General features: G+C 45.0%; 26 protein-coding genes. 21 read left to right on the forward strand and 5 right to left on the reverse strand.

Annotation, left to right across the window (positions count from 1 at the left end; genetic code table 11):
* The first annotated feature begins 237 nt into the window (after positions 1 to 237).
* The 6 genes from V8G47_RS17970 (at position 238) to V8G47_RS17995 (ending at position 5,886) form a co-directional block, all read left to right on the forward strand.
* Positions 238 to 948 (forward strand): DUF2953 domain-containing protein, encoded by a 711-nt coding sequence (locus V8G47_RS17970; RefSeq protein ID WP_336201286.1) that lies wholly within the window; start codon positions 238 to 240, stop codon positions 946 to 948.
* A 15-nt stretch (positions 949 to 963) separates the two neighbouring features.
* Complete coding sequence (gene ytfJ, locus V8G47_RS17975) at positions 964 to 1,440, forward strand: GerW family sporulation protein (protein ID WP_336201287.1); 477 nt, start codon at positions 964 to 966, stop codon at positions 1,438 to 1,440.
* A gap of 128 nt (positions 1,441 to 1,568) precedes the next feature.
* Complete coding sequence (gene tpx, locus V8G47_RS17980) at positions 1,569 to 2,069, forward strand: thiol peroxidase (RefSeq protein WP_258265333.1); 501 nt, start codon at positions 1,569 to 1,571, stop codon at positions 2,067 to 2,069.
* Positions 2,070 to 2,204: 135 nt separating this feature from the next.
* Positions 2,205 to 3,188: a class I SAM-dependent methyltransferase gene (locus tag V8G47_RS17985; protein ID WP_336201333.1), complete on the forward strand. Its 984-nt coding sequence runs from the start codon at positions 2,205 to 2,207 to the stop codon at positions 3,186 to 3,188.
* A 338-nt stretch (positions 3,189 to 3,526) separates the two neighbouring features.
* Entirely contained in the window at positions 3,527 to 4,720 is a 1,194-nt protein-coding gene (locus V8G47_RS17990) for an acetate kinase (protein WP_336201288.1), read from the forward strand.
* Positions 4,721 to 5,046: 326 nt separating this feature from the next.
* Positions 5,047 to 5,886, forward strand: coding sequence for an EcsC family protein (locus V8G47_RS17995; RefSeq protein ID WP_336201289.1), 840 nt, complete (start codon positions 5,047 to 5,049; stop codon positions 5,884 to 5,886).
* Positions 5,887 to 5,913: 27 nt separating this feature from the next.
* Here the strand turns inward: V8G47_RS17995 and V8G47_RS18000 are convergent, their stop codons facing one another.
* Positions 5,914 to 6,225 (reverse strand): hypothetical protein, encoded by a 312-nt coding sequence (locus V8G47_RS18000; protein ID WP_336201290.1) that lies wholly within the window; start codon positions 6,223 to 6,225, stop codon positions 5,914 to 5,916.
* Positions 6,226 to 6,436: 211 nt separating this feature from the next.
* Here V8G47_RS18000 and V8G47_RS18005 point away from each other — a divergent pair, with 211 nt between their 5' ends.
* On the forward strand, positions 6,437 to 7,648 hold the full coding sequence (locus V8G47_RS18005; RefSeq protein ID WP_261749932.1) for an argininosuccinate synthase: 1,212 nt from the start codon (positions 6,437 to 6,439) through the stop codon (positions 7,646 to 7,648).
* Positions 7,645 to 9,039, forward strand: a complete 1,395-nt coding sequence (argH, locus tag V8G47_RS18010) for an argininosuccinate lyase (RefSeq protein WP_336201291.1) — start codon at positions 7,645 to 7,647, stop codon at positions 9,037 to 9,039. Before V8G47_RS18005 ends, argH begins: the two co-directional genes overlap by 4 nt.
* A 76-nt stretch (positions 9,040 to 9,115) precedes the next feature.
* On the opposite strand, the gene V8G47_RS18015 is transcribed toward argH, so the two are convergent.
* Positions 9,116 to 9,568: a universal stress protein gene (locus V8G47_RS18015; RefSeq protein WP_336201292.1), complete on the reverse strand. Its 453-nt coding sequence runs from the start codon at positions 9,566 to 9,568 to the stop codon at positions 9,116 to 9,118.
* A gap of 108 nt (positions 9,569 to 9,676) precedes the next feature.
* On the opposite strand from V8G47_RS18015, the gene V8G47_RS18020 reads away from it, so the two are divergent.
* On the forward strand, positions 9,677 to 9,829 hold the full coding sequence (locus V8G47_RS18020; protein WP_179886503.1) for a hypothetical protein: 153 nt from the start codon (positions 9,677 to 9,679) through the stop codon (positions 9,827 to 9,829).
* Positions 9,830 to 9,962: 133 nt separating this feature from the next.
* Positions 9,963 to 11,060, forward strand: coding sequence for a flavin monoamine oxidase family protein (locus V8G47_RS18025; RefSeq protein WP_336201293.1), 1,098 nt, complete (start codon positions 9,963 to 9,965; stop codon positions 11,058 to 11,060).
* A 42-nt stretch (positions 11,061 to 11,102) separates the two neighbouring features.
* Here the strand turns inward: V8G47_RS18025 and V8G47_RS18030 are convergent, their stop codons facing one another.
* Positions 11,103 to 11,756: an SDR family NAD(P)-dependent oxidoreductase gene (locus V8G47_RS18030; protein ID WP_336201294.1), complete on the reverse strand. Its 654-nt coding sequence runs from the start codon at positions 11,754 to 11,756 to the stop codon at positions 11,103 to 11,105.
* A gap of 68 nt (positions 11,757 to 11,824) precedes the next feature.
* Complete coding sequence (locus tag V8G47_RS18035) at positions 11,825 to 12,259, reverse strand: MarR family winged helix-turn-helix transcriptional regulator (RefSeq protein ID WP_336201295.1); 435 nt, start codon at positions 12,257 to 12,259, stop codon at positions 11,825 to 11,827.
* Positions 12,260 to 12,418: 159 nt separating this feature from the next.
* Between V8G47_RS18035 and V8G47_RS18040 the strand changes: the two genes are divergently transcribed.
* The 11 genes from V8G47_RS18040 to V8G47_RS18090 all read left to right on the forward strand — a co-directional run bounded on the left by V8G47_RS18040 (position 12,419) and on the right by V8G47_RS18090 (position 19,706).
* The gene (locus tag V8G47_RS18040) at positions 12,419 to 13,390 is read left to right on the forward strand and encodes a quinone oxidoreductase family protein (protein WP_336201296.1); all 972 of its coding nucleotides are present in this window, start codon (positions 12,419 to 12,421) and stop codon (positions 13,388 to 13,390) included.
* Between the two features lie 473 nt (positions 13,391 to 13,863).
* A complete protein-coding gene (locus V8G47_RS18045) occupies positions 13,864 to 14,331 on the forward strand; it encodes an NUDIX hydrolase (protein WP_336201297.1) in 468 nt (155 codons plus the stop codon).
* 185 nt (positions 14,332 to 14,516) lie between these two features.
* Positions 14,517 to 15,182 carry a Type 1 glutamine amidotransferase-like domain-containing protein gene (locus tag V8G47_RS18050; protein ID WP_336201298.1) on the forward strand — a complete coding sequence of 222 codons (666 nt, stop codon included), beginning with the start codon at positions 14,517 to 14,519 and terminating at the stop codon, positions 15,180 to 15,182.
* A 43-nt stretch (positions 15,183 to 15,225) separates the two neighbouring features.
* Positions 15,226 to 15,732, forward strand: a complete 507-nt coding sequence (locus V8G47_RS18055) for a hypothetical protein (RefSeq protein ID WP_336201299.1) — start codon at positions 15,226 to 15,228, stop codon at positions 15,730 to 15,732.
* Between the two features lie 158 nt (positions 15,733 to 15,890).
* Positions 15,891 to 16,229, forward strand: a complete 339-nt coding sequence (locus V8G47_RS18060; RefSeq protein WP_336201300.1) for a PadR family transcriptional regulator — start codon at positions 15,891 to 15,893, stop codon at positions 16,227 to 16,229.
* A 1-nt stretch (position 16,230) separates the two neighbouring features.
* Positions 16,231 to 16,575 (forward strand): DUF1048 domain-containing protein, encoded by a 345-nt coding sequence (locus V8G47_RS18065; RefSeq protein ID WP_336201301.1) that lies wholly within the window; start codon positions 16,231 to 16,233, stop codon positions 16,573 to 16,575.
* A 322-nt stretch (positions 16,576 to 16,897) separates the two neighbouring features.
* Complete coding sequence (locus tag V8G47_RS18070; protein ID WP_336201302.1) at positions 16,898 to 17,359, forward strand: DUF3291 domain-containing protein; 462 nt, start codon at positions 16,898 to 16,900, stop codon at positions 17,357 to 17,359.
* 32 nt (positions 17,360 to 17,391) lie between these two features.
* Entirely contained in the window at positions 17,392 to 17,739 is a 348-nt protein-coding gene (locus tag V8G47_RS18075; RefSeq protein ID WP_336201303.1) for a YciI family protein, read from the forward strand.
* Positions 17,740 to 17,788: 49 nt separating this feature from the next.
* Complete coding sequence (locus V8G47_RS18080) at positions 17,789 to 18,220, forward strand: hypothetical protein (RefSeq protein ID WP_336201304.1); 432 nt, start codon at positions 17,789 to 17,791, stop codon at positions 18,218 to 18,220.
* Positions 18,221 to 18,245: 25 nt separating this feature from the next.
* The gene (locus V8G47_RS18085; RefSeq protein ID WP_336201305.1) at positions 18,246 to 18,593 is read left to right on the forward strand and encodes a VOC family protein; all 348 of its coding nucleotides are present in this window, start codon (positions 18,246 to 18,248) and stop codon (positions 18,591 to 18,593) included.
* 36 nt (positions 18,594 to 18,629) lie between these two features.
* Positions 18,630 to 19,706 carry a DUF3626 domain-containing protein gene (locus V8G47_RS18090; protein WP_336201306.1) on the forward strand — a complete coding sequence of 359 codons (1,077 nt, stop codon included), beginning with the start codon at positions 18,630 to 18,632 and terminating at the stop codon, positions 19,704 to 19,706.
* A gap of 226 nt (positions 19,707 to 19,932) precedes the next feature.
* Here the strand turns inward: V8G47_RS18090 and V8G47_RS18095 are convergent, their stop codons facing one another.
* The gene (locus V8G47_RS18095; protein ID WP_336201307.1) at positions 19,933 to 20,391 is read right to left on the reverse strand and encodes a DMT family transporter; all 459 of its coding nucleotides are present in this window, start codon (positions 20,389 to 20,391) and stop codon (positions 19,933 to 19,935) included.
* Positions 20,392 to 20,397: the final 6 nt, after the last annotated feature.

Here is a 20,397-nt window from a genome sequence, read left to right on the forward strand (position 1 = left end):
TAAAGGTTTTTCCTTCTTCATAAAAGCGAAGAAGGAAAAACAAAATGAAAAACTAAGAACAAGTAAGCCCCTTGGAGAAAACGTCAGTAATTAGGGGGTCAAACCGATCACCACCCAAAACGACGGAATCACCCTTCAGGACCCTTCCCCAAGAGCCGATCTCCCCTACATTTTCCACCCACCGGAGTTTATTTTCCCCAACAAAGGCCATAATAAGAGGTTGAAGGGTGTGAATTTATGAGCTGGTGGATCTGGACGTTAATCATTATCGCGGCACTTATTATTTTTCTATTATTCATTCTTATTATCACGAAGCTGACAATCACAATCTCCTTGTACCATGGAAATGACAATGATCATTTCAAGGTGAAGCTGAGGGCGTGGTTCGGTTTGATCAAATATACAATTGACATTCCGCTCGTGAAGCTTGATGACGACGGTCCGAATGTTGTTGTCGAACAGGAAACGAAGAAAGGGAAGGAGAGCGACCCTTCCAAGAAAAAGGCTTCCAAAAAGAAAATCACACCTCACGATTTCATTGCGAGTTTACATGATACGAAGGAAGTCGTCGTCCACGTCCAGTCCATGCACCGGATCATCCGTGGGTTTCTTAAAAAAGTCAAACTGGATCAGGTCGAGTGGAAAACTTTATTCGGAACCGGGGATGCGGCATCGACGGGGACGTTGACTGGGACGATCTGGGGAATGAAAGGGAGCATCATCGGCATCCTAAGCGGGTATATGCGCCTTCAATCCATGCCTGTCATCGAGGTGACCCCGACTTTTCAGCATGCGGTGATTCAAACGCAATTTTCATGTATTATCCAGTTTCGCATAGGGAATGCTATCCTAGTAGGTTTCAAGATACTTCGGTACTGGAGAGGCGGTATGGCTAAGTTCAAGACAAAGCCCCTTTCCACCATTTCTGGAGAAAAACATTCAGTCTAATTAGGAGGTCTTCACATGTCAGAACATCCGATTGAAGGTCTGATGACCACGGCAATGGAAAATTTAAAAGAAATGATCGATGTGAATACGATCATCGGTGATCCCGTTGAAACACCCGATGGAAGTGTCATCCTCACCGTTTCAAAGGTAGGCTTTGGGTTTGCTGCTGGTGGAAGTGAGTTCATCATCGACAGTAAAGGCAAGGACGAAAGCGGCAAAGGTGGAGAAGGCGGCGGTGACAAGTCAACCCCTAAGCAGCAGCCGTTTGGCGGAGGTAGCGGGGGCGGTGTCTCGATTACGCCGATCGCGTTCCTGATCGTCAGCTCAAAGGGTATCAAGATGCTACATTTAGATGAAAGCACTCATCTGATCGATCGCCTGCTGGACCTTGCTCCTGGTGCCATCGAAAAGATTCAGGGCATGATGAAAAAGGACGGCAATAAAGAGGATAACAACGGGCAGCACAATCAAAATCATAAGATGGAACTGTAAATGAATGTGAGCTTACTCGAATGAGTGAGCTCATCTTTTTTTTGAAAAGGACCCCTATGATTTGCTTTCCCCCTTCCTTTTTCTGTACTATGAAAGGGTACATACTATTTATAGAGGAGGAACAAATAATGGCAAATATCACGTTTAAGAACAACCCTGTCACTCTATTAGGTAATGAGGTAAAAGTAGGCGACAAAGCTCCCAACTTCACAGTGTTAGCTAATGATCTATCGGAAGTCACACTGAATGATTCCAAGGGCAAGGTACGTCTGATCAGTGTCGTTCCTTCCATCGATACAGGTGTTTGTGACGCGCAGACACGCAAGTTCAATGAAGAAGCAACGAAATTTGATAACGTTGAAGTATTGACGGTTTCAGTGGACCTTCCTTTCGCACAAAAACGCTGGTGCGGAGCGAACGGAATCGAAAATGTCCAAACGTTATCCGATCACCGCGACCTTTCATTCGGTGAAGCATTCGGTGTTCACATCCAGGAACTTCGTCTTCTGGCACGTGCTGTATTCGTTGTAAACAGCAATGATGAAGTAACGTATGTGGAATATGTAAGCGAAGCGACTGATCACCCGGATTATGACGCTGCGGTTGAAGCAGTGAAAAACGCGAAGTAATCCTGTCCCAACCAGAATATTTCTTAAGACATGCTGACCTGATTCTCGGATGGTCAGCATTGTTTTTTTTTACAAACGTCCCCGACAAAGGTAAAATAGATGAATGAAATTGAGATAAAGGAATGAATGCCGATGATTAATTCGCCAGTCGAATCATTATTTGGAATAATCGACGAAACGGCTACCTTGCTGAAGGATGAACTTGCCTGCAGTTATTTAGAAGCCGTTGCGGAAACGGGGGAGAACCTTTTTCAAGGGGATGTCCTTCAGGAAGAAGTCAGTGAACTGACGAAGAAGCGCCTGAATAAAAAGTACGATGAAGTGAACTTTTCTCAACTTGAGAATGAAAATATCCGTAAAGCGTTTCAATTCGCGATTTTAAAAGGGATGAAAGAAAACGTCCAGCCGAATCACCAAATGACGCCGGACTCACTCGGGCTGTTCATCAGCTATTTGGTGAATAAATTCACGGCGGGCACGAATAAGCTGACCGTCCTTGACCCTGCGATCGGAACGGGGAATCTCTTGACGACGGTGTTGAACCAGATGCCGGGTAAAGAAACCCAGTCCATCGGTGTCGAAATCGATGAAGTGCTCATCAAACTTGCCTACGTGGGAGCTGATCTTCAGAAGCATCCACTGCAGCTCTTTAACCAGGACTCACTGGAGCCGTTGTTCATCGATCCCGTCGATCTAGTCCTTTGCGACCTGCCGATCGGGTATTACCCGAACGACCTGCGCGCCCAGGATTATGAGCTGAAAGCGGATGAGGGCCACTCGTATGCCCACCATCTGTTCATCGAACAAAGCCTGAAGCATACGAAAGACGGCGGATACCTGTTCTTCATCGTGCCGAACGGACTTTTCGAATCGCCGCACAGCGCACAGCTTCAAGGGTATCTGAAAGAGAAAGCTGACATCCAGGGATTCCTGCAGCTGCCGCTTTCCCTGTTTAAAAATAAAAACTCGGCGAAGAGCATCCTGATCCTTCAGAAGAAAAAGACAGGAATCAAGCCTCCTAAAGAGGTATTGCTTGCTCAACTGCCAAGCCTTTCGAATCAGAGAGCCCTTCAGGATATCCTGTCGAAGATCGATCAGTGGCTTGGGCAGAATAAATAAACGTATGAATCGAGACTGCCTTCTGGCGGTCTTTTTTTATTGGTGTTTTATTGGATAGGTGGTGGGGGTATGCAGAGAATGAAGAGTTTTTCGACCGTCATTTAAATTTATCGAACACTCAACATAGAACGACAAATTTTGCATGCATCCAAATACGGCGCGCTGTTTTCAAACTTTTGTGAAAACATTTAATTTAACATGAAAACGATGTCATTTCAAGCTTTTTCTTGAAATAGGGTGGAGTCAGTGATTTAATGGGGAATTGAGAGATAAAAAACGATTCAATGAACAGAATAATGGTAGAGTCGATAGATCGAAAACAAAAGGAGCGATACAACGTGGCAAAAAAAGTGATTGCAATTAATGCTGGAAGCTCTTCGTTAAAGTTTCAGCTTTTTGATATGCCTGAAGAAACAGTCATTACCAAAGGTCTAATTGAACGTATCGGTTTGAACGATGCGGTTTTCAATATAACAGTGAACGATGAGAAACGTGAAGAAGTGACGGATATCCCGAACCATGAAGTAGCGGTTAAAATGTTGCTTGAAAAGCTGACAGGCTTTGGCATCATCAATTCACTTGATGAGATTGATGGAATCGGTCACCGAGTCGTGCACGGCGGAGAGGTATTCAATGATTCCGTTCTGATTACTGATGAAGTGACAAACAAAATCGAAGAACTTTCTGATCTGGCACCACTTCATAACCCTGCAAACTTAACTGGAATCAAGGCATTCCAAAGCGTGCTGCCGAATGTTCCTGCGGTTGCTGTGTTTGATACAGCGTTCCACCAAACGATGCCTGAAAGCTCATTCTTGTACAGCCTTCCATATGAGTACTATGAAGACTTCGGAATCCGTAAATATGGTTTCCACGGAACTTCCCACAAGTATGTATCACAGCGTGCAGCTGAAATGCTCGGCCGTCCGGAAGAGCAAGTGCGCCTGATTTCTTGTCACCTAGGTAATGGTGCAAGTATCGCAGCCATCGAAGGCGGTAAATCCATCGATACGTCCATGGGCTTCACACCACTTGCAGGTGTTGCCATGGGAACTCGTTCTGGTAATATCGACCCGGCCCTTATCCCGTTCATCATGGAGAAAACAGGATCAACGGCTGATGAAGTATTAAATATCCTGAACAAGAAGTCCGGTATGCTTGGTGTATCAGGATTCTCAAGTGACCTTCGTGATATCGAGCTGCAGGCTTCAGAAGGAAACGAGCGTGCGGAACTAGCTCTAGAAGTGTTCGCTAACCGTATCCACAAATACATTGGTTCATATGCATCACGCATGTACGGTGTAGACGCAATTGTCTTCACGGCAGGTATCGGTGAAAACAGTACACTGATCCGTGAAAAAGTCCTTCAAGGCTTGGAATTCATGGGCGTATACTGGGATCCGGCACGCAATCAGGTCCGTGGTAAAGAAGCATTCGTCAACTACCCGCATTCACCTGTTAAAGTCATGATCATTCCGACGAATGAAGAAGTCATGATCGCTCGTGATGTTGTAGAAAAAGGGAATATCTAATATAAATGAAACAGGATCGCTGGCTATGGCGGTCCTGTTTTTTTGTTCAGAAAAAGAGGGACGGACCTCCAAAAATCCCTCGCTGAGGAATCATGCGGAAAGTGACCTGTATCATGCCGGATTTACGATAATCATGCGGGTATTTAAACTTTCATGCGAGATCCACATTTATCATGCGACATTCCAATGAATCATGCCGGGGTGTCGAATTTTCTTTATGAGTAGAATTTACTGACTATTCCCACCATTCTCCCCGTCACAAAGGAATTGTCTATTCCATATATGGTATACTATACGTAATTTAAGGAATGTAAGGAGTGGGAGAAGTGAACTGGTCAGAACGAGATAATCAGGTATGGCAGTCGATCAAGGCTTGGAGAGAAGAGTTGTATGAATATGAAGCGAATGATTTGGAGCATACATATGTGAAGTGGCTGGATTACGCGTTTGAATCGATTCCTGAAGATGTTCAGGATCAGTTTTTTCAAAGGCTGGATGGCTGGTTGTTTCATATGCATTCCCTGATTCAAGGTTCACAGATGCAAAATGACGCTCGGGAGCGGATCCTTGTGACGGCGAGGGCCTTCAATCAGGACATTCAGACGGTCGAGGATCTTCATTATTTAACGGTTGACCAGCTTCATTACATAGCGGAACAGCATGCGGGGCGTCATCGCATCTACTCCCTGTTGCAAGGAGGGGTGACGGGTACCGGGGGACTTGTGGCTCTTGGATCGGATCTGCCTGCCATGCTCGTCATCAATCTACGTTCGGTGCAGCTCATCGCCATCACCTACGGATTCGATGTTCAGACGCCGTTTGAAATGATGACGTCGCTGAAGGTGTTCCATGCGGCGACCCTGCCGGCAAGGCTCCGGGCCCTTGCGTGGGAGGATCTGATGGAGGACTTGAACAAGAAGGATTCCAATTACTTCTATGACGGGTCGGAGCAGCTGACGGATTATACGTGGCTGGAAGGGTCCATGAAGCAGGCACTGAAAGCGATGGCCATCACCATGTTCAAAGGGAAGAAGTGGTCGGGTCTGCCTCTTGTCAGCATTGCCATCGGAGCGGGATCCAATTATCAGCTTTCGAGGAAAATCACTGATTTTGCCGAAAAATATTATCAATACCGCTATTTGCGCGATAAGAAAAATGAACAATAACAGAAAGGGAATGATGTGCTCACCGCATCATTCCCTTTCTGTTTTTTCCGGATTGGTCCGGTACCAGAGCCATAGATCATTGATCTCAGAAGCACGTTCAGAGATTTCATTGTTGATCATGCAGGACCGTTCAAAATCATCTTCCCCAGCCAGTTCATCCTGAAGGCGCTCGATCTCCACATCAATTTCCCCGATCCGGTCTGGAATCGTTCCACGGACACGCTCCCACTCAAGGAGAATCACTTCCTGTTCCTCTGGCGAATACAGCGGCCATTCCTTCAACTGCAATGGAATATGGATTCCCAGTCTTGAATCATATGAAAAAAATTCGTTCCTCATCTATCTGCATGCTCCTTACGTTTCATTCTTCTTTCATCCTACAATAAATTCTGCGTGAAGCCCAGTGCGAAGGGGATGTCACGAATTGTCCATAAAATAATTATACAAATTCATGAATAAGTATTGATGTATTTCTCGTAAACTGCTAATATAAATTCATCTTAAAGAATAAATATTCATTTATATAGAAAATCAACAGGAGGAGATACGGATGAATAAAAAAGTGGTATTAGCCTACTCAGGTGGTTTGGATACATCGGTTGCAGTTCAATGGTTAAAGGAAAAAGGATACGAAGTCATTGCATGCTGCCTGGATGTCGGGGAAGGAAAGGATCTTGATTTTGTACAGGAAAAAGCACTGACGGTTGGAGCGTCGAAAAGCTATGTTATCGATGCAAAAGAAGAGTTTGCAAATGAATACGCGCTTCTTGCCCTTCAAAGTCATGCGCTGTACGAAGGAAAATACCCACTGGTGTCCGCTCTCTCAAGACCGTTGATCGCTAAAAAGCTTGTAGAGATCGCAGAACAGGAAGATGCAACGGCTGTTGCACATGGCTGTACGGGAAAAGGAAATGACCAGGTGAGATTCGAAGTGTCAATCGCCGCATTGAACCCTTCTTTAGAAGTAATCGCGCCGGTTCGTGAATGGAAATGGTCACGTGAAGAAGAAATTGAATATGCGAAGGATAAGGGGATTCCGATTCCCATCAATCTTGATTCACCATACAGCATCGACCAGAATCTATGGGGTAGAAGCAATGAGTGCGGAGTGCTCGAAAATCCTTGGACGGCACCACCGGAAGATGCATATGATCTGACAGCTAGCATCGAAGAATCGCCAAATGAAGCGGATGTGGTTGAAATCACGTTCTCCAAAGGGGTTCCTGTGGAGCTGAATCACGTGGCTTATCCTCTTGATGAAATCATTGCGAAGCTGAATGTGTTGGCCGGAAAGCACGGAGTCGGACGCATCGATCATGTGGAAAACCGTCTTGTCGGGATCAAGTCACGTGAAGTCTACGAATGTCCGGCCGCCATGACCCTTTTAAAAGCACATAAAGAACTGGAAGACCTCACACTGGTGAAAGAAATGGCCCATTTCAAACCGGTGATCGAGAAAAAAATGACGGAACTAATTTATGAGGGACTTTGGTTCTCTCCATTAAATAAAGCGTTAAAGGCTTTCCTTGATCAAACACAGTTGTATGTGAACGGTGTCGTACGCGTGAAATTATTCAAAGGCCATGCCATCGTAGAAGGTAGAAAATCACCGAACTCACTGTATGATGAAAACCTTGCAACGTACACAAAAGCGGATGAATTCGATCATGATGCAGCCATTGGATTCATTCAACTATGGGGTCTGCCAACGAAGGTGTCTTCCATGGTCAACGCTGAGAAGAAAGAGAAAGTCACTCTATGAGTAAGCTGTGGGGAGGACGTTTCACCAAGAAGCCGGAAGAATGGGTGGATGAATTCAATGCATCCATCTCATTCGACCAGGAGCTTGTACTGGAAGACATTGAAGGCAGCATCGCCCATGTGAAAATGTTGAAAAAGTGCGGGATCCTGACAAACAGTGAATCCGATCAGATCCTCGATGGCCTCCACGTGTTGTATGGGAAGGCTGAAAAGAATGAGCTTCAGTTTTCCGTTGAGTATGAGGATATTCATTTGAATCTGGAGAAGCATCTGATCGATTTGATCGGAGAGGTCGGCGGCAAGCTCCATACGGGCAGAAGCCGTAACGACCAGGTGGCGACAGACATGCATCTATTTTTAAAAAGACGCGTGAAGGAAATCGTCAAGCTCGTTGAGGACCTTCAGGAAGCGATCATCGTCCAGGCGGAAGCGAACGTAGAAACAATCATTCCGGGATACACTCATCTTCAGCGTGCACAGCCGATCTCGTTCGCTCATCATCTGATGTGTTATTTCTGGATGCTGAACCGTGATAAGGAGCGACTTGTGGATTCCTTGAAAAGAATCGATATCTCCCCATTGGGAGCAGGTGCACTGGCAGGGACCACATTCCCCATCGACAGGGAATATTCAGCTGAGCTCCTTGGTTTTGATGCTTGCTATGAGAATAGTCTCGATGCCGTGAGCGACCGTGATTTCATCCTGGAATTCCTGAGCAACAGCTCGATCATGATGACCCATCTTTCCCGCCTTGCGGAAGAGATGATCCTGTGGTCCACGGAAGAGTTCCGATTCATCGAGCTCGATGACAGTTTCACTACTGGAAGCAGTATCATGCCTCAAAAGAAGAACCCGGATATGGCGGAGCTTGTCAGAGGGAAGACGGGCAGGGTGAACGGGAATCTCATTTCTCTTCTCACTGTGTTAAAAGGTCTGCCACTTGCCTACAATAAAGACATGCAGGAAGACAAGGAAGGGATGTTCGATACGGTGAAGACCGTTGTGGGATCGCTTAAGATCTTTACGGGCATGATCTCGACGATGAAGGTGAATAGTGAACAGATGAAGGAAGCGGTCGGGAATGATTTTTCCAATGCGACAGAGCTTGCGGATTACCTGGCGACAAAGGGGATTCCGTTCAGACAGGCCCATGAAATCGTCGGGAAGCTTGTGCTGTATTGCATTGAGAAGGGCTGCTATCTGAAGGATGTATCGCTTGAGGAGTATGGTGAGTTTTCTTCGTTGATCGAGGAGGATATTTATTCGGTTTTGAATCCTTATTCGGCTGTTGAGAGACGTAAGTCGTATGGTGGTACTGGATTTGAGCAGGTGAAGGTGCAGATTGGGAAGGGGAAGGCTGAGTTAGGGGCTTTTGTTGAACAATCTGTGTAGAAGAAAAAGAAGCGATTGGGGTGAACGACTCTCCCTCAACCGCTTCTTTCTTTTTTGATGGATTAAAGATAATAAATCAATCTTCCACTTCTTCCGTTCTGACAACCAGTACGTCGCAGTGGGCAGCCCGGGTGATGTGTTCGGAGACGCTGCCGATGAGGAAGCGTTCGACGGCGTTGAGGCCGGTGGCTCCGCATATGATGAGGTCTGCTTTGACGTTTTTGTTTGCTTCTCTTGGGATGATCACTTTCGGGGAGCCGTATTCGACATAGGTTTTGACTTTGGTCAATCCGGCTTTGCCCGCTTCGTCTTTGTACTCGTTTAATAATTCTTCAGCATACTTGATGGCTCTTTCTCCTACTGTGCGGTCGTAGGATTCGATGGCCGCGAAAGAGCGGGTGTCGATGACGTGGATCAGGGAAAGAACGGCGTCGTTCCGTTTGGCGATGGCAATCGCTTTTTTGAAGGCCCATTCTGCTTCCCTTGATCCATCTACAGCTACTAATATGTTGTGATATTTTAAACTCATTGTGATCCCCTCCTTACATTCATCATACTATATTTTCCCACTTATATCTGTAGCCAATTTTCGAACAATAAAGGAGAATCGACTACTTATTTTTAAGGGGGAATCACCATGAAGAAGAAGGATCCGAAAGAGCAGTTCACATATGATGAAAATGCGAACCAACAGGTAAGCCAGCAGATCATGGATTCGTATACGAGCGGTGTCATCGATACGGAGAATGGTCAGTATGGTACGTATGAAAACGAGCAATATGAAGAGTAGGTAAAGGAAAAGCTTGTAGAGACAGTTAATGTTTCTACAAGCTCTTTTTTTATGGCTTAAGCTCCCCTGAATGAAAAGGTCCGTCCCTTCTGCTACAATACTCTATATTATAAAGAGAATAGGAGGTCACGGCATGAAGAAACCTGTGATCATTGTCGGTGCTGGCCTGAGCGGTCTCAGAGCCGCTTCCCTCCTCCACTCGAAAGGCGTTGAGTGTGTGGTCCTTGAAGCCCGGGGAAGAATCGGAGGAAGAGTCATAAGCGAGACCATCGGAGGGACGGACCTTGCGAAAGTGGACCTCGGACCGACGTGGTTCTGGCCTGACTATGAGCCTCTCATCACACGTCTTGTAAAGGAGCTCGGTTTACAGACGTTCCTGCAGCATACGGAAGGAGCCCTTCTCTATGAGAAGTCAGAAAATGTTGTCCCGCAACAGCATGTGTTACCGGAAGGAGCTGTGCAAAGATCTTTCAGGCTGCACGGCGGTGTGAAGTCACTCATTGATGCCGTCTATGATACTCTTCCGCCCGGTACTGTTCAGTTGAATACAACCGTAAAAACAATCCGGATGGATAACGGTGGGGGCATCACGGTCGAAGCTGATGAGCTAGGCGGGAAGAAGGAATGGAAGGCAGAAGCTGTGATCCTTGCCATGCCACCACGACTTGTGGCACGACATCTTTCATTCTCACCTTCTCTTCCGGAAGCCCTTATCCAAAGCATGCTTGAAATGCCGACTTGGATGGCGGGACAGGCAAAGGCAATAGCCATTTATGAACGGCCTTTCTGGCGGAAGGATGGTCTTTCGGGTCAGGTAACGAGCTGGGCAGGTCCTCTTCAGGAAATACATGACGCTTCACCAGATAAAGGGGCAGGTGCTTTGTTTGGATTCTTCGGGATGCCGGCTGCAACGCGCAGGGAGCTGGGTGAGGATAAAATAGTGGAGCTTGTCTTGGAACAGCTGAAACGCTTATTCGGTGAGCAGGCGGGTTCGCCAATCTCCCTTCTGTACAAGGACTGGTCAGATGACCCATATACTGCCGTAAAAGAAGATGCTGAACCGCTGATGAATTTTCCTGAATATGGTTCACTTGGGCATGCAGGTGTGTGGGAAAGGAAAATCCTATTTGCCGGAACCGAAACAGCAGCCGAAAGTGGCGGTCATCTCGAAGGTGCTCTCCGGTCGGCTGAACGTGCGGTTTCCAGATTACTGGAGAACCCATATAAATAAAGAGAGAGCCATCACATCAACCCTGTGATGGCTCTTGATCTGTCACGCCTCTTCGTACACAACCTCAACGTCTCCTTTATTCTCATGCATCTTGAATAAAGCTCCGGCAATCTTATCCCCCGAGAAATAAGTGTCTTCCTGAACGAATCCGTTAATGGTCAGAGTCCCTACAAAGATTCCTTTCGGCGTCAGTTCCTGATTCAAGCTGTAAGCGAGGTTTCTTAAGCCCGCTTTTCCAACGGATAATGAAGCAACGTCTGCACTTGGATAGAGCGCAAGACCTCCACCTGTCAAAAGAATGGATCCGGAGTCTCTTTTCATGAAAGGAAGGATTTCCTGAACGGCGACCAGTGCACCTGCCACGTTCACTTTAAAGTCATAAATGAAATCTTCCACATTGATCGCAGTCGGTTGTCCAGGTCGGATGGACGCTGCATTATACAACAAGACCTCGATTTCATCACCAAATGCAGCTCTTACTTCAGAAAGAGCCTTTTTCATGGACGATCCGGATGAAACATCACCTTGAAATCCTTTTGCCGTGATACCGTGCGCCGCTAAATCACTTTCAAGCTCCTGAAGTGAAGAGAGTGTACGAGAAATGAGTGCCACCTTGTAACCTTTCAATCCAAAAATCTTCGCCGTCTCATAGCTGATCCCTTTACCAGCTCCAATAATGACAATCGTTTTATTCATAATGTATTCCTCCGATTTTTATATTTGTATATGCAAATGATAAGGTGAAAAAAAGAGCGCAACAATTCTCACTCTTTTTCAAGCTTTAGACTTGCTTCATGTAGCATCTTACTTAAATCCAGGCTGAAATCCTTCCCGAGTGTCTCGGAATAATCCTGGAACATTTCTTTGATTGACACGCGGAATTCACGGTACAATTCTTCGCCTTCATCCGTTAATGAAATGAAGGTTTGCTTACCGGACATTTTGCGAACGACGATGTTTCGCTTTTCCAGTTTATCAATGAAACGTGTACTGGTGGAAGGAGCAATGGCCAGCTTCTGGCACAGCTCTTTCTGTGTGATTCCAGGCTTAAAGTGGATGACCATGATCATATAAAAGTAAGATGGAGCAAGTCCTCCGGCATCCAGGTGTTTTTCAGCAAGCTTGGTGATGCTTCTGGAAAAACGGCTTGCCGTGAAGTATAAGCAGTGAATCAGAACGTCGTCTTGTTCTTCGTTCATTAGATCAACACCCTTTCATTTGCACATACAAATTAACACAAGCGATAATGCTATGTCAACATAAGCTCAGATTATGACTGTTCTTTCAGTTTTTCTATTATCCCACGCTTACTCTGTTACAGTAAAATGAAAAGGAGATGTTGGAAAAGGGGTGTTGTGATGAAAGCGGTGATTCAAAACGAATTTGGAGATTCCAGTGTGCTTCAATTAGCAGATGTAGAGACTCCGAAAATAAGTAAAGAAGAAGTGTTGATCAAAACGGCTTTTACCAGTGTGAACTATGCCGATATCAAATCTCGGAAAGGCAGCAAAGGAAAGGGGAGTTTCCCCCTTACTCTTGGGCTCGATGCAGCGGGGACCGTTGTGGAAGCAGGGGAATCCTCCGGTTATGCAGCCGGGGACCGCGTCATCGCTTTTCCTATAGGCGGGTCTTACGCAGAATATGTGAAAGCCCATAAACAACTGACGTTCAAGATTCCTGACAGTCTTTCCTTTGAGCAGGCGGCAGCCATGCCTACTGTGTCGATCTTGTCTTATATCCTGCTACACCAAATAGGGCAGGTGAAGAAAAGCGATACGATCGTTGTCCATAGCGGGGCCGGGGGAGTCGGTTCCATGCTCGTTCAATTAGCGAAGGTTGCTGGGGTGAAGACAGTCATTGCAACGGTCGGCAACTTGAGCAAAGAGAATTATGTAAAGAGGTTGGGAGCAGATATTGTTTGTACATACGACACGTTTTCGGAAGAAGTGCTTCAATTGACGAATGGAAGAGGGGCGCAAGTCATTTTCGATTCCGTGGCTGGAGAAGTCACGACGGCAAGTCTGGCCTGCCTGGGTCTATACGGAACCCTCGTTCAATTCGGCAACAGCAGCGGCAGTGCCGGACACTTCAAAACGAGCGATGTTCATTCTTCCTGCCGAAATGTAAAAGGGTTCAGTCTTGGGACGACGAGGAAGCATCGTCCGGACATGTTGGCTCCTGCTGCTGAAAGAGTGATTGAGCTATTTGCAACAGGCAAAGTAACGCTCCCCATTGCCAAGGTATTCGATTTAAGTGAAGCTAAACAGGCTCATGATTTGATCGAGAGTCGGGAGTATGAGGGGAAGGTATTGATAAAAGCAAGTAAGTAAAGCTTTTTACAAGGGGAGAGACGCGGGGACCTGTCCCCGTAGTTCTTTTGAAAATAAAGAAAATCCGACACTTCGGCATGATTATCGAATTTCCCGCATGATTTCATTTACAACTCGCACGATTATTAGATAAGCCGCATGATAATCCTGAATTCCGCACGTTAATGGTAAATCTCGCATGATTCTGCTCTATCCTTCTTTCTAGGGGATGAGAAGGAAAGTTAGTACGGTTGAAGAGAGAGAAAAGCTTTCAAAAACCCCCCTATGAAATGAAAGAGGACGTTTTTTGGTGAGCAATGGGAGCATTTCCCGCTATTAATTTTAAGCAGGGAGATCTATTTAGTTTGGTGGTTTACTCCTTTATTTGAACATTGCTCAAATCCCGGTCATTTGAAATAATTGGTATAGTGTTGAAGGGCAAGAATGTAGAAGAGCAATATCAACGTAAAATAGCATGAAAAGGAGTTAAGATGATGGGTTACATAGAAGAACTGAGGGAAATCGTGGGTCACAGGCCATTACTATTTGTAGGGGCCGTGACGGTTATTGTGGATGAAAAGGGAAGGTTACTGCTTCAACAACGAACGTTTCCGAAGGGTGTATGGGGTATTCCGGGCGGACTGATGGAGCTTGGAGAATCAACTGAAGAGGTTGCGAGAAGAGAAGTATATGAGGAAACGGGATTGAGAGTGAATGAACTGCATTTAATCAATGTTTATTCAGGACCGGAACATTATGTAAAGGCTGAAAATGGTGATGAGTTTTACGTTGTAACGGTTGCTTATTATTCGGAAGGATATGAAGGGGAAATGAACATAGATAAATCTGAATCCATTACGTGTGAGTTTTTTTATCCTGATGAATTGCCGAGCAATATTGTTAAAAGCCATAAAGCGATATTGGATGAATTTTTATCTAAACATTATAGAAAAGATGTATAATCTTCAGTTTATGTTCTACTTACAGCTGATGGTAAATAAACATGGTCGTTCATCCAAAAAGGATAAACGGCTATTTTTGTTGAATTCCTTATGTAACAAGTTGCTCTGGGTTGAGTGTGTAAATTTTATAAAAAAACAAAAGGATTCAGAGTGTGACTACACTACTACACTAAGGAGATGAAATCATGAAATTACTGCTCACATCAGCAGGAGTCTATAATAAAATCATACACGAAGCCCTGGTTGCCATGCTCGACAAACCGATTGAGGATTCCACTGCCCTGTGCATCCCCACCGCCATGTACGGACACCCCTGGGTCGGTCCCGGCGTGAGAACGTGGGAGTTCATCAGCGGGAATTCCGAGAATCCCATGGTGGAACTGGGATGGAAGTCTGTCGGAGTCCTGGAGCTCACAGCGCTGCCAAGCATCAATAGAGATCGATGGGTGCCGCTGGTAAAGGAAACTGATGTCTTCCTCGTGTCGGGCGGAGACGCTCTCTACTTGGCTCACTGGATGCGGCAATCCGGACTTGCTGATCTATTGCCGTCGCTGAATGCAGTCTATGTTGGAATGAGTGCAGGGAGTATGGTGATGGCGCCAAATATCGGGGAAGACTTCGTGGGCTGGAATCCTCCGAACGGCGGGGATGAAGCGCTCGGAATGGTTGATTTTTCAATTTTCCCTCATCTGGATCATGAGATGCTCCCGGAAAACACGATGGCTGATGCAGAGAAATGGGCCGCCAGCATGAAGGGGCCGGCATATGCGATTGATGATCAGACCGCCATCAAGGTGATTGATAGAGAAGTGGAAGTGATTTCGGAGGGGAATTGGAGGCGGTTTTCATAAGGATTAATACCTCTTTAAAAAAATAATCATTAAGGGTGAGTCAATGATTAACCGGGTAGGATTAATGAACGTAACAAGACGGAAAATAGTATTCTCTGTAATACTGTTAGCCGCGATAGGAGCCATACTATTGGTCTGGTCAGAGCTCCGTGAAAGAATGTACGATCTACATTACACCCCAAAGGCAAGCCAAATGACATTTGAATTCAAGACACCAACACAGGTTCCATTTGCGGAAATGAAAGTGACCGATTTTACTGTCGGAGAAGATCAGCGTGAAGCAGAAATGTCGTTATTAAACGCTGATATAAATATGATGGATATCCGAATTTCTTCATCCAAACCAGAGTATGAAGCAGATAAGATCGAAAGAGTGGAAATCGGACAAGATATGTATGGAGATTTCATCCCGAATGACGCCGGTAGAAGAATCCTTACCTGGAAGGATGACTTGTATTATGAAATGATTTATTATCCTAAACTTACTCCGAGAGAAGTGAGTAAAACACAGTTGATTCAAATGGCGGAGTCTTTTAAAAAAATGGATTAGTTTCAGGTTGTATGAATCTATAAGGGGAAGGTGAAAGCTGAAGAGCGAAATCGGTCTTCAGTTTTTATTCGTAATATTGACATTCGCCACTACTTTGTCATACTATATAGTGGTAGTTAGTATTACTTAGTACGAAATGTAATATAGGAGGTGAATGTTTGGAAAACTTCACAGAAATGCTGAAAGGGGTTCTTGAGGGGTGTGTGCTTGAGATCATCAGCCGTGGTGAAACGTATGGCTATGAGATCACGCAACAGCTGAGAGAACTGGGTTTCACGGATGTGGTGGAAGGCACCGTGTATACTATTACCATGAGACTTGAGAAAAACAATCTGGTGAATATTGAAAAGAAGAAAAGCTCTGTAGGACCGCCGAGAAAATTCTATACCCTGAATGAAGCGGGGCAGGAGAAGCTCGAGGTCTTCTGGGGGAAATGGGAATTCCTTTCAAGCAAGATGAACGAACTTAAAATGAAAGAAATCATAAGGAGAGGATAAGATGAAATTTATTGAAAAGATTACGGGAAGTATGGCCGACAAGCGTGAATGGAGAGCGATGGAAGCCCGTGCGAAGACATTGCCAAGTGAGTACCTCAATGCCTACAAAGCGATCCAGAAATATATGTGGACTGCCGGTGGTCTCACCGACTGGAGGGATACAAGCCGTATCTTTAATGGAATTCTCGATTTGTTCGAGGAAGGCGCTGCAGACGGGAAGAAAGTCGCTGACCTCACAGGTGAGAACGTAGCCGCTTTCTGTGATGACTTAGTGAAGGGATCGGAAACATGGAACGACAAGCATCGAGCTAAGTTGAACGATACGATTAGCCGAAAGCATAGGTGATAATCGATCAATCGATAGCTTTCTTTTTAAGTATTCCTTTTTTTTTACGTCAGTAGTAAGTAGTACTTATTACTGATTTGAATGGAAAGCAGAACCGTGGAAGGGATAAGGGATTTTTGACGGAAAATTTATGTAAGTGCTGTAATACAAATAGACGCAAAAGAGCCTGGTATTACTCTTTAGTAGCCAATCGGACTTTTGTGTCTTTTTTTCGTTAGAAAATTAGAAGGAAGAATTGGAAGGGGAATGGAATACATTTAGTAGGTATTTGAATCAGATCCCGGTCCTGTTTCTTAAAAAGACTGTAATGGGAGGAAGGTCTATGGCATTCGTTTCAATTTATACCGTTGGCCGGTTACATCACCCTTATGAACACCCGGCATCACATGAGTTTTACGAAATGGGATATAAAGTGATGCGCCAGGCTCATTTATCAGGATATCTTATAGAAGAGTTTTCATCAGATGGTGTCTCTTTACCTGGAGGAGATGGAGGTGGCTACCCCGTCCTGACATTAACGGTATGGAAAAGCCTGCAATCCTTATACCGCTTTACATATGCGGGGAAGCACAGTCAGGCACTGCGGAGCAGGAACAAGTGGATGGAGCCTAATGATGGGAATCATTCTTCGTATGTTGTCTGGTGGACAGAGAAGGTCAAGGATGTTTCATGGGAGGAAGCTTTTACGAGATACCAATATTATCTTGAACATCAAGCTACTCCTTTTGCGTTTGATTTAAAGCAAGCATTTGATGAGAGTGGACAACCGTGTAATCTGAAGTGAAGATAACAAGATTTGAGAAGGAGACTGTTTCTATGCTGTTTATGATGATCGTCAAAGCCTCAAGAAATTCAGAAGCCGGAAATCCTCCGAGCCCCGAGCTCATGGAAGCCATGACAAAGTACAATGAGGATTTAGTGGAGGCAGGTGTGCGGGTGATGGCGAAAGGACTTCATCCGAGCTCTGACGGTATCCGCGTATCGTACCCGAAACCAGGTGGTGAACCGGTAGTAACCGAGGGTCCATTTGAAGTCTACGGGTTAGTGGCGGGGTTCTTCCTGATAGATGTGAAATCGAGGGAAGAAGCCATCGAGTGGGCCATAAGGGTGCCTGATCCTCAGGGATATGGGGAAGGACAGGTGGAATTGCGTCAAGTCTTCTAAGGAACGGAACAGAAGGGGAAAGAGGATCTAGTGAACTTTTGACTTATAAGTGAAAAACAGAAAGAAGGTTTTTTACATTTTTGACTTGCAAACTCGCTTAAATGACTTTACCAAAATGCACGATGAATTTATCAAGGATTGGAGTCATGCGATGAGGTCGGGTGACACCTCTTCCGTTGAAAGAATGACAGAGGATTACTATGTCGCATTTTTTAATAGTGGAAATGATAAACCCATTTTTTTCAACAAATTAGAAGCTATGGATGGTATGAAACAATCGGTCAGCCATTTTTCAGGGTCAGAAAAAAGGTTTGAAAACAGAGTCATTCGATTAAGTAATAGCGAGAATGCAGTCGTTTTCTATGAACAATTAATTGTAAAAGAAGAGGAAGTATTGGCACGATTATTTACAATTGAAAATTGGAGATTAATGAATGGTAAATGGATGGTTATAAGAGAAATAGAAGAACCGATAAAATAATGAAAACAAAAGGGAGAGATTTTAGATGATAAAAGGTTTCGGTGGAATCTTCTGGAGAACGAAAAACATGGATGCTTTAAAGAAATGGTACGGTGAAGTGTTGAAGATTGAAATGGGAGATTGGAACGGAACCATGATTAAACCCGACCCGGAAAATGAAACGATCTTTTCTTTCTTTAAAGAAGATGACTCCTATTTCCCGACAGAACAGCAGGTGATGTTGAATTTCCAGGTACATGATCTTAACGAAACGATGGAACATCTTGAACGGGTGGGTGTACCCCTTGCAAAGGAAAAAGAAGTGAGTGAATTCGGTCAGTTTATTTGGATTAAAGATCCTGAAGGCCGACTGATTGAGCTTTGGGAGAAATAATGATTGAAGTTATATGGTTAGGAGAGTCGGAGCTTTATGGGATTAACATTGTCACAGCGTCAGGCAATTGATTATTTTACGGCCTATGCCCTAAAGCATAAAGGGGATGCGAAGGCTACCATTCATCATGTCCTGAACATGTCCAATATTTCAGGTGAGGTGTTTGAACAGGCAGTTCATCATATGAAAACTCACGCACAGATCGGTTTGCACTTCCATCCGGATCGACCGACTTCCACGATGAAGACCGTTGCCCAGTCCCTGCTCGAACAGGGGGAATATAAGAGCCAGTTTGAAACATTCATATCGAATGGGAAGGTGTCACCCCACTCAGGTGGTGACCGGGATAGATGGGAAGAGAGTATGTTTGGAGGCGCCTACCAATCCGGAGGTGCATTGATGAGCGAACGGCCAAAGTACGGGGCATTGAATCTGATGTTACATCCGGATGGCCCTTCTCCACGGTTTGGCTCATGCTATTTTTTGCTGAGCCCTAACGTATCATCCCGTTCAACCTTTACATATCTGGACTCTCATCAAAACCCGTTTGAAAAGGGGACGTATCAAGCATTTGATATGATTATGGCTGCTCTTTTGGAAGAACTATTTTTAAGAGATTTTGCACTGGGAGAGAAGGATTTGACTCCGACAAAGTTCATTCATTTTGTATTGAATCATCTGGAACATGGCAGAGTAGGACACGTGGCCAATCGAAACCTGAATCATTACATAGAATCACAGATTCATGGTCCCATTTCTCTGAAAGAAGATGTGGAAGTGCTGGTTGCCGACCCTTCCTTTAAGGACACGACTGTTGGTGAAACCCTGGAGCAAATGTGCTCCAAGTATTCCATCGATCTTAAATGGCATATGGGCTTTACCCTTGATGTGAACGTGGTTCCTGCTGACTTCAGGGGACCATCCATGCCCTCATTGGCAAAGCGGATCGGGTTAAAAAATGAAATTGATGCTTACACAATCGGGCTGGCGGTCATGGACTTGAAACAGAACCCAGATGCATGGAGTAAGAGGGGAACATATGAAGGCGTGCTGCAGGAATTGAAGCTATTGTGGCATGTCCTTGTGAAATACGGAAGACCGATGGAGAAGTGATTGAGGTGGTTTTAAGGTGAAAAAAATATCCGTGACTGCAGTAGCTTTAAGTATGATATTGATATGTGTACTATCAAACGAATACTCTTTTCGACATGCCGAGCAGGCTTGTATCAAAAGTGATAAAACTCTCATCGTAGAAAAGGCCTTTCTATCTTTTCATTGGAGTGTATCCTGTAAATAAAAACAGATCTGGCCCTTTTCTGGGGACAGATCTGTTTTCATGTTACTTTACATGTCTCTCCGATGTGTTTCCTTTATACACGAAATAAAGGGCCAGCAACATGCTCAACAAAGCCAGCCAACGCTTTGGATCCATTGAAATTTCCACACCTCCGAACCAGCCAAAATGATCGATGACCATACCGGCAATTAGTTGTCCGATCACGGTTGAGATATTGGCTGCCGTCACTCCGATGATTGGTACAGTAAGAACGGTCAGAAACAGATACCCAACCCCGAAAAGAACGGCACTCAATTGCCATTTAGGAGCATCCAGTAAAGCAAGGACATCTCCTCTTCCAAAAAATAAGACAATAATGATAAGAAAAAGGGTTCCGCTTGCAAACGTAAGGAACGCACTCTCCAACGTCCCGGCTTTCTTACTGAAGGTCCCGTTGATGGAGGATTGTGCACTTAACATGATCCCTGCAAGCAGAGTGAATAGAATGATAAATATACTCATGGTGTT

The organism is Rossellomorea sp. LJF3 (assembly GCF_037046045.1).
Lineage (GTDB): Bacteria > Bacillota > Bacilli > Bacillales > Bacillaceae_B > Rossellomorea.

Excerpts from the sequence above, each read along its gene's own strand:
- V8G47_RS18075 (WP_336201303.1), top strand. The coding sequence starts at position 17,392 with ATGCTGTTTATGATGATCGTCAAAGCCTCAAGAAATTCAGAAGCCGGA.
- V8G47_RS18090 (WP_336201306.1), top strand. The coding sequence starts at position 18,630 with ATGGGATTAACATTGTCACAGCGTCAGGCAATTGATTATTTTACGGCC.
- V8G47_RS18030 (WP_336201294.1), bottom strand. The coding sequence starts at position 11,756 with ATGAATAAAACGATTGTCATTATTGGAGCTGGTAAAGGGATCAGCTAT.
- V8G47_RS18085 (WP_336201305.1), top strand. The coding sequence starts at position 18,246 with ATGATAAAAGGTTTCGGTGGAATCTTCTGGAGAACGAAAAACATGGAT.
- V8G47_RS18065 (WP_336201301.1), top strand. The coding sequence starts at position 16,231 with ATGAAATTTATTGAAAAGATTACGGGAAGTATGGCCGACAAGCGTGAA.
- V8G47_RS18035 (WP_336201295.1), bottom strand. The coding sequence starts at position 12,259 with ATGAACGAAGAACAAGACGACGTTCTGATTCACTGCTTATACTTCACG.
- V8G47_RS18050 (WP_336201298.1), top strand. The coding sequence starts at position 14,517 with ATGAAATTACTGCTCACATCAGCAGGAGTCTATAATAAAATCATACAC.
- V8G47_RS18020 (WP_179886503.1), top strand. The coding sequence starts at position 9,677 with ATGAAGAAGAAGGATCCGAAAGAGCAGTTCACATATGATGAAAATGCG.
- argH (WP_336201291.1), top strand. The coding sequence starts at position 7,645 with ATGAGTAAGCTGTGGGGAGGACGTTTCACCAAGAAGCCGGAAGAATGG.
- V8G47_RS18045 (WP_336201297.1), top strand. The coding sequence starts at position 13,864 with ATGGGTTACATAGAAGAACTGAGGGAAATCGTGGGTCACAGGCCATTA.
- V8G47_RS18000 (WP_336201290.1), bottom strand. The coding sequence starts at position 6,225 with ATGAGGAACGAATTTTTTTCATATGATTCAAGACTGGGAATCCATATT.
- V8G47_RS18025 (WP_336201293.1), top strand. The coding sequence starts at position 9,963 with ATGAAGAAACCTGTGATCATTGTCGGTGCTGGCCTGAGCGGTCTCAGA.
- tpx (WP_258265333.1), top strand. The coding sequence starts at position 1,569 with ATGGCAAATATCACGTTTAAGAACAACCCTGTCACTCTATTAGGTAAT.
- V8G47_RS18040 (WP_336201296.1), top strand. The coding sequence starts at position 12,419 with ATGAAAGCGGTGATTCAAAACGAATTTGGAGATTCCAGTGTGCTTCAA.
- V8G47_RS18095 (WP_336201307.1), bottom strand. The coding sequence starts at position 20,391 with ATGAGTATATTTATCATTCTATTCACTCTGCTTGCAGGGATCATGTTA.
- V8G47_RS18015 (WP_336201292.1), bottom strand. The coding sequence starts at position 9,568 with ATGAGTTTAAAATATCACAACATATTAGTAGCTGTAGATGGATCAAGG.
- V8G47_RS18055 (WP_336201299.1), top strand. The coding sequence starts at position 15,226 with ATGATTAACCGGGTAGGATTAATGAACGTAACAAGACGGAAAATAGTA.
- V8G47_RS18070 (WP_336201302.1), top strand. The coding sequence starts at position 16,898 with ATGGCATTCGTTTCAATTTATACCGTTGGCCGGTTACATCACCCTTAT.
- V8G47_RS17970 (WP_336201286.1), top strand. The coding sequence starts at position 238 with ATGAGCTGGTGGATCTGGACGTTAATCATTATCGCGGCACTTATTATT.
- ytfJ (WP_336201287.1), top strand. The coding sequence starts at position 964 with ATGTCAGAACATCCGATTGAAGGTCTGATGACCACGGCAATGGAAAAT.
- V8G47_RS18005 (WP_261749932.1), top strand. The coding sequence starts at position 6,437 with ATGAATAAAAAAGTGGTATTAGCCTACTCAGGTGGTTTGGATACATCG.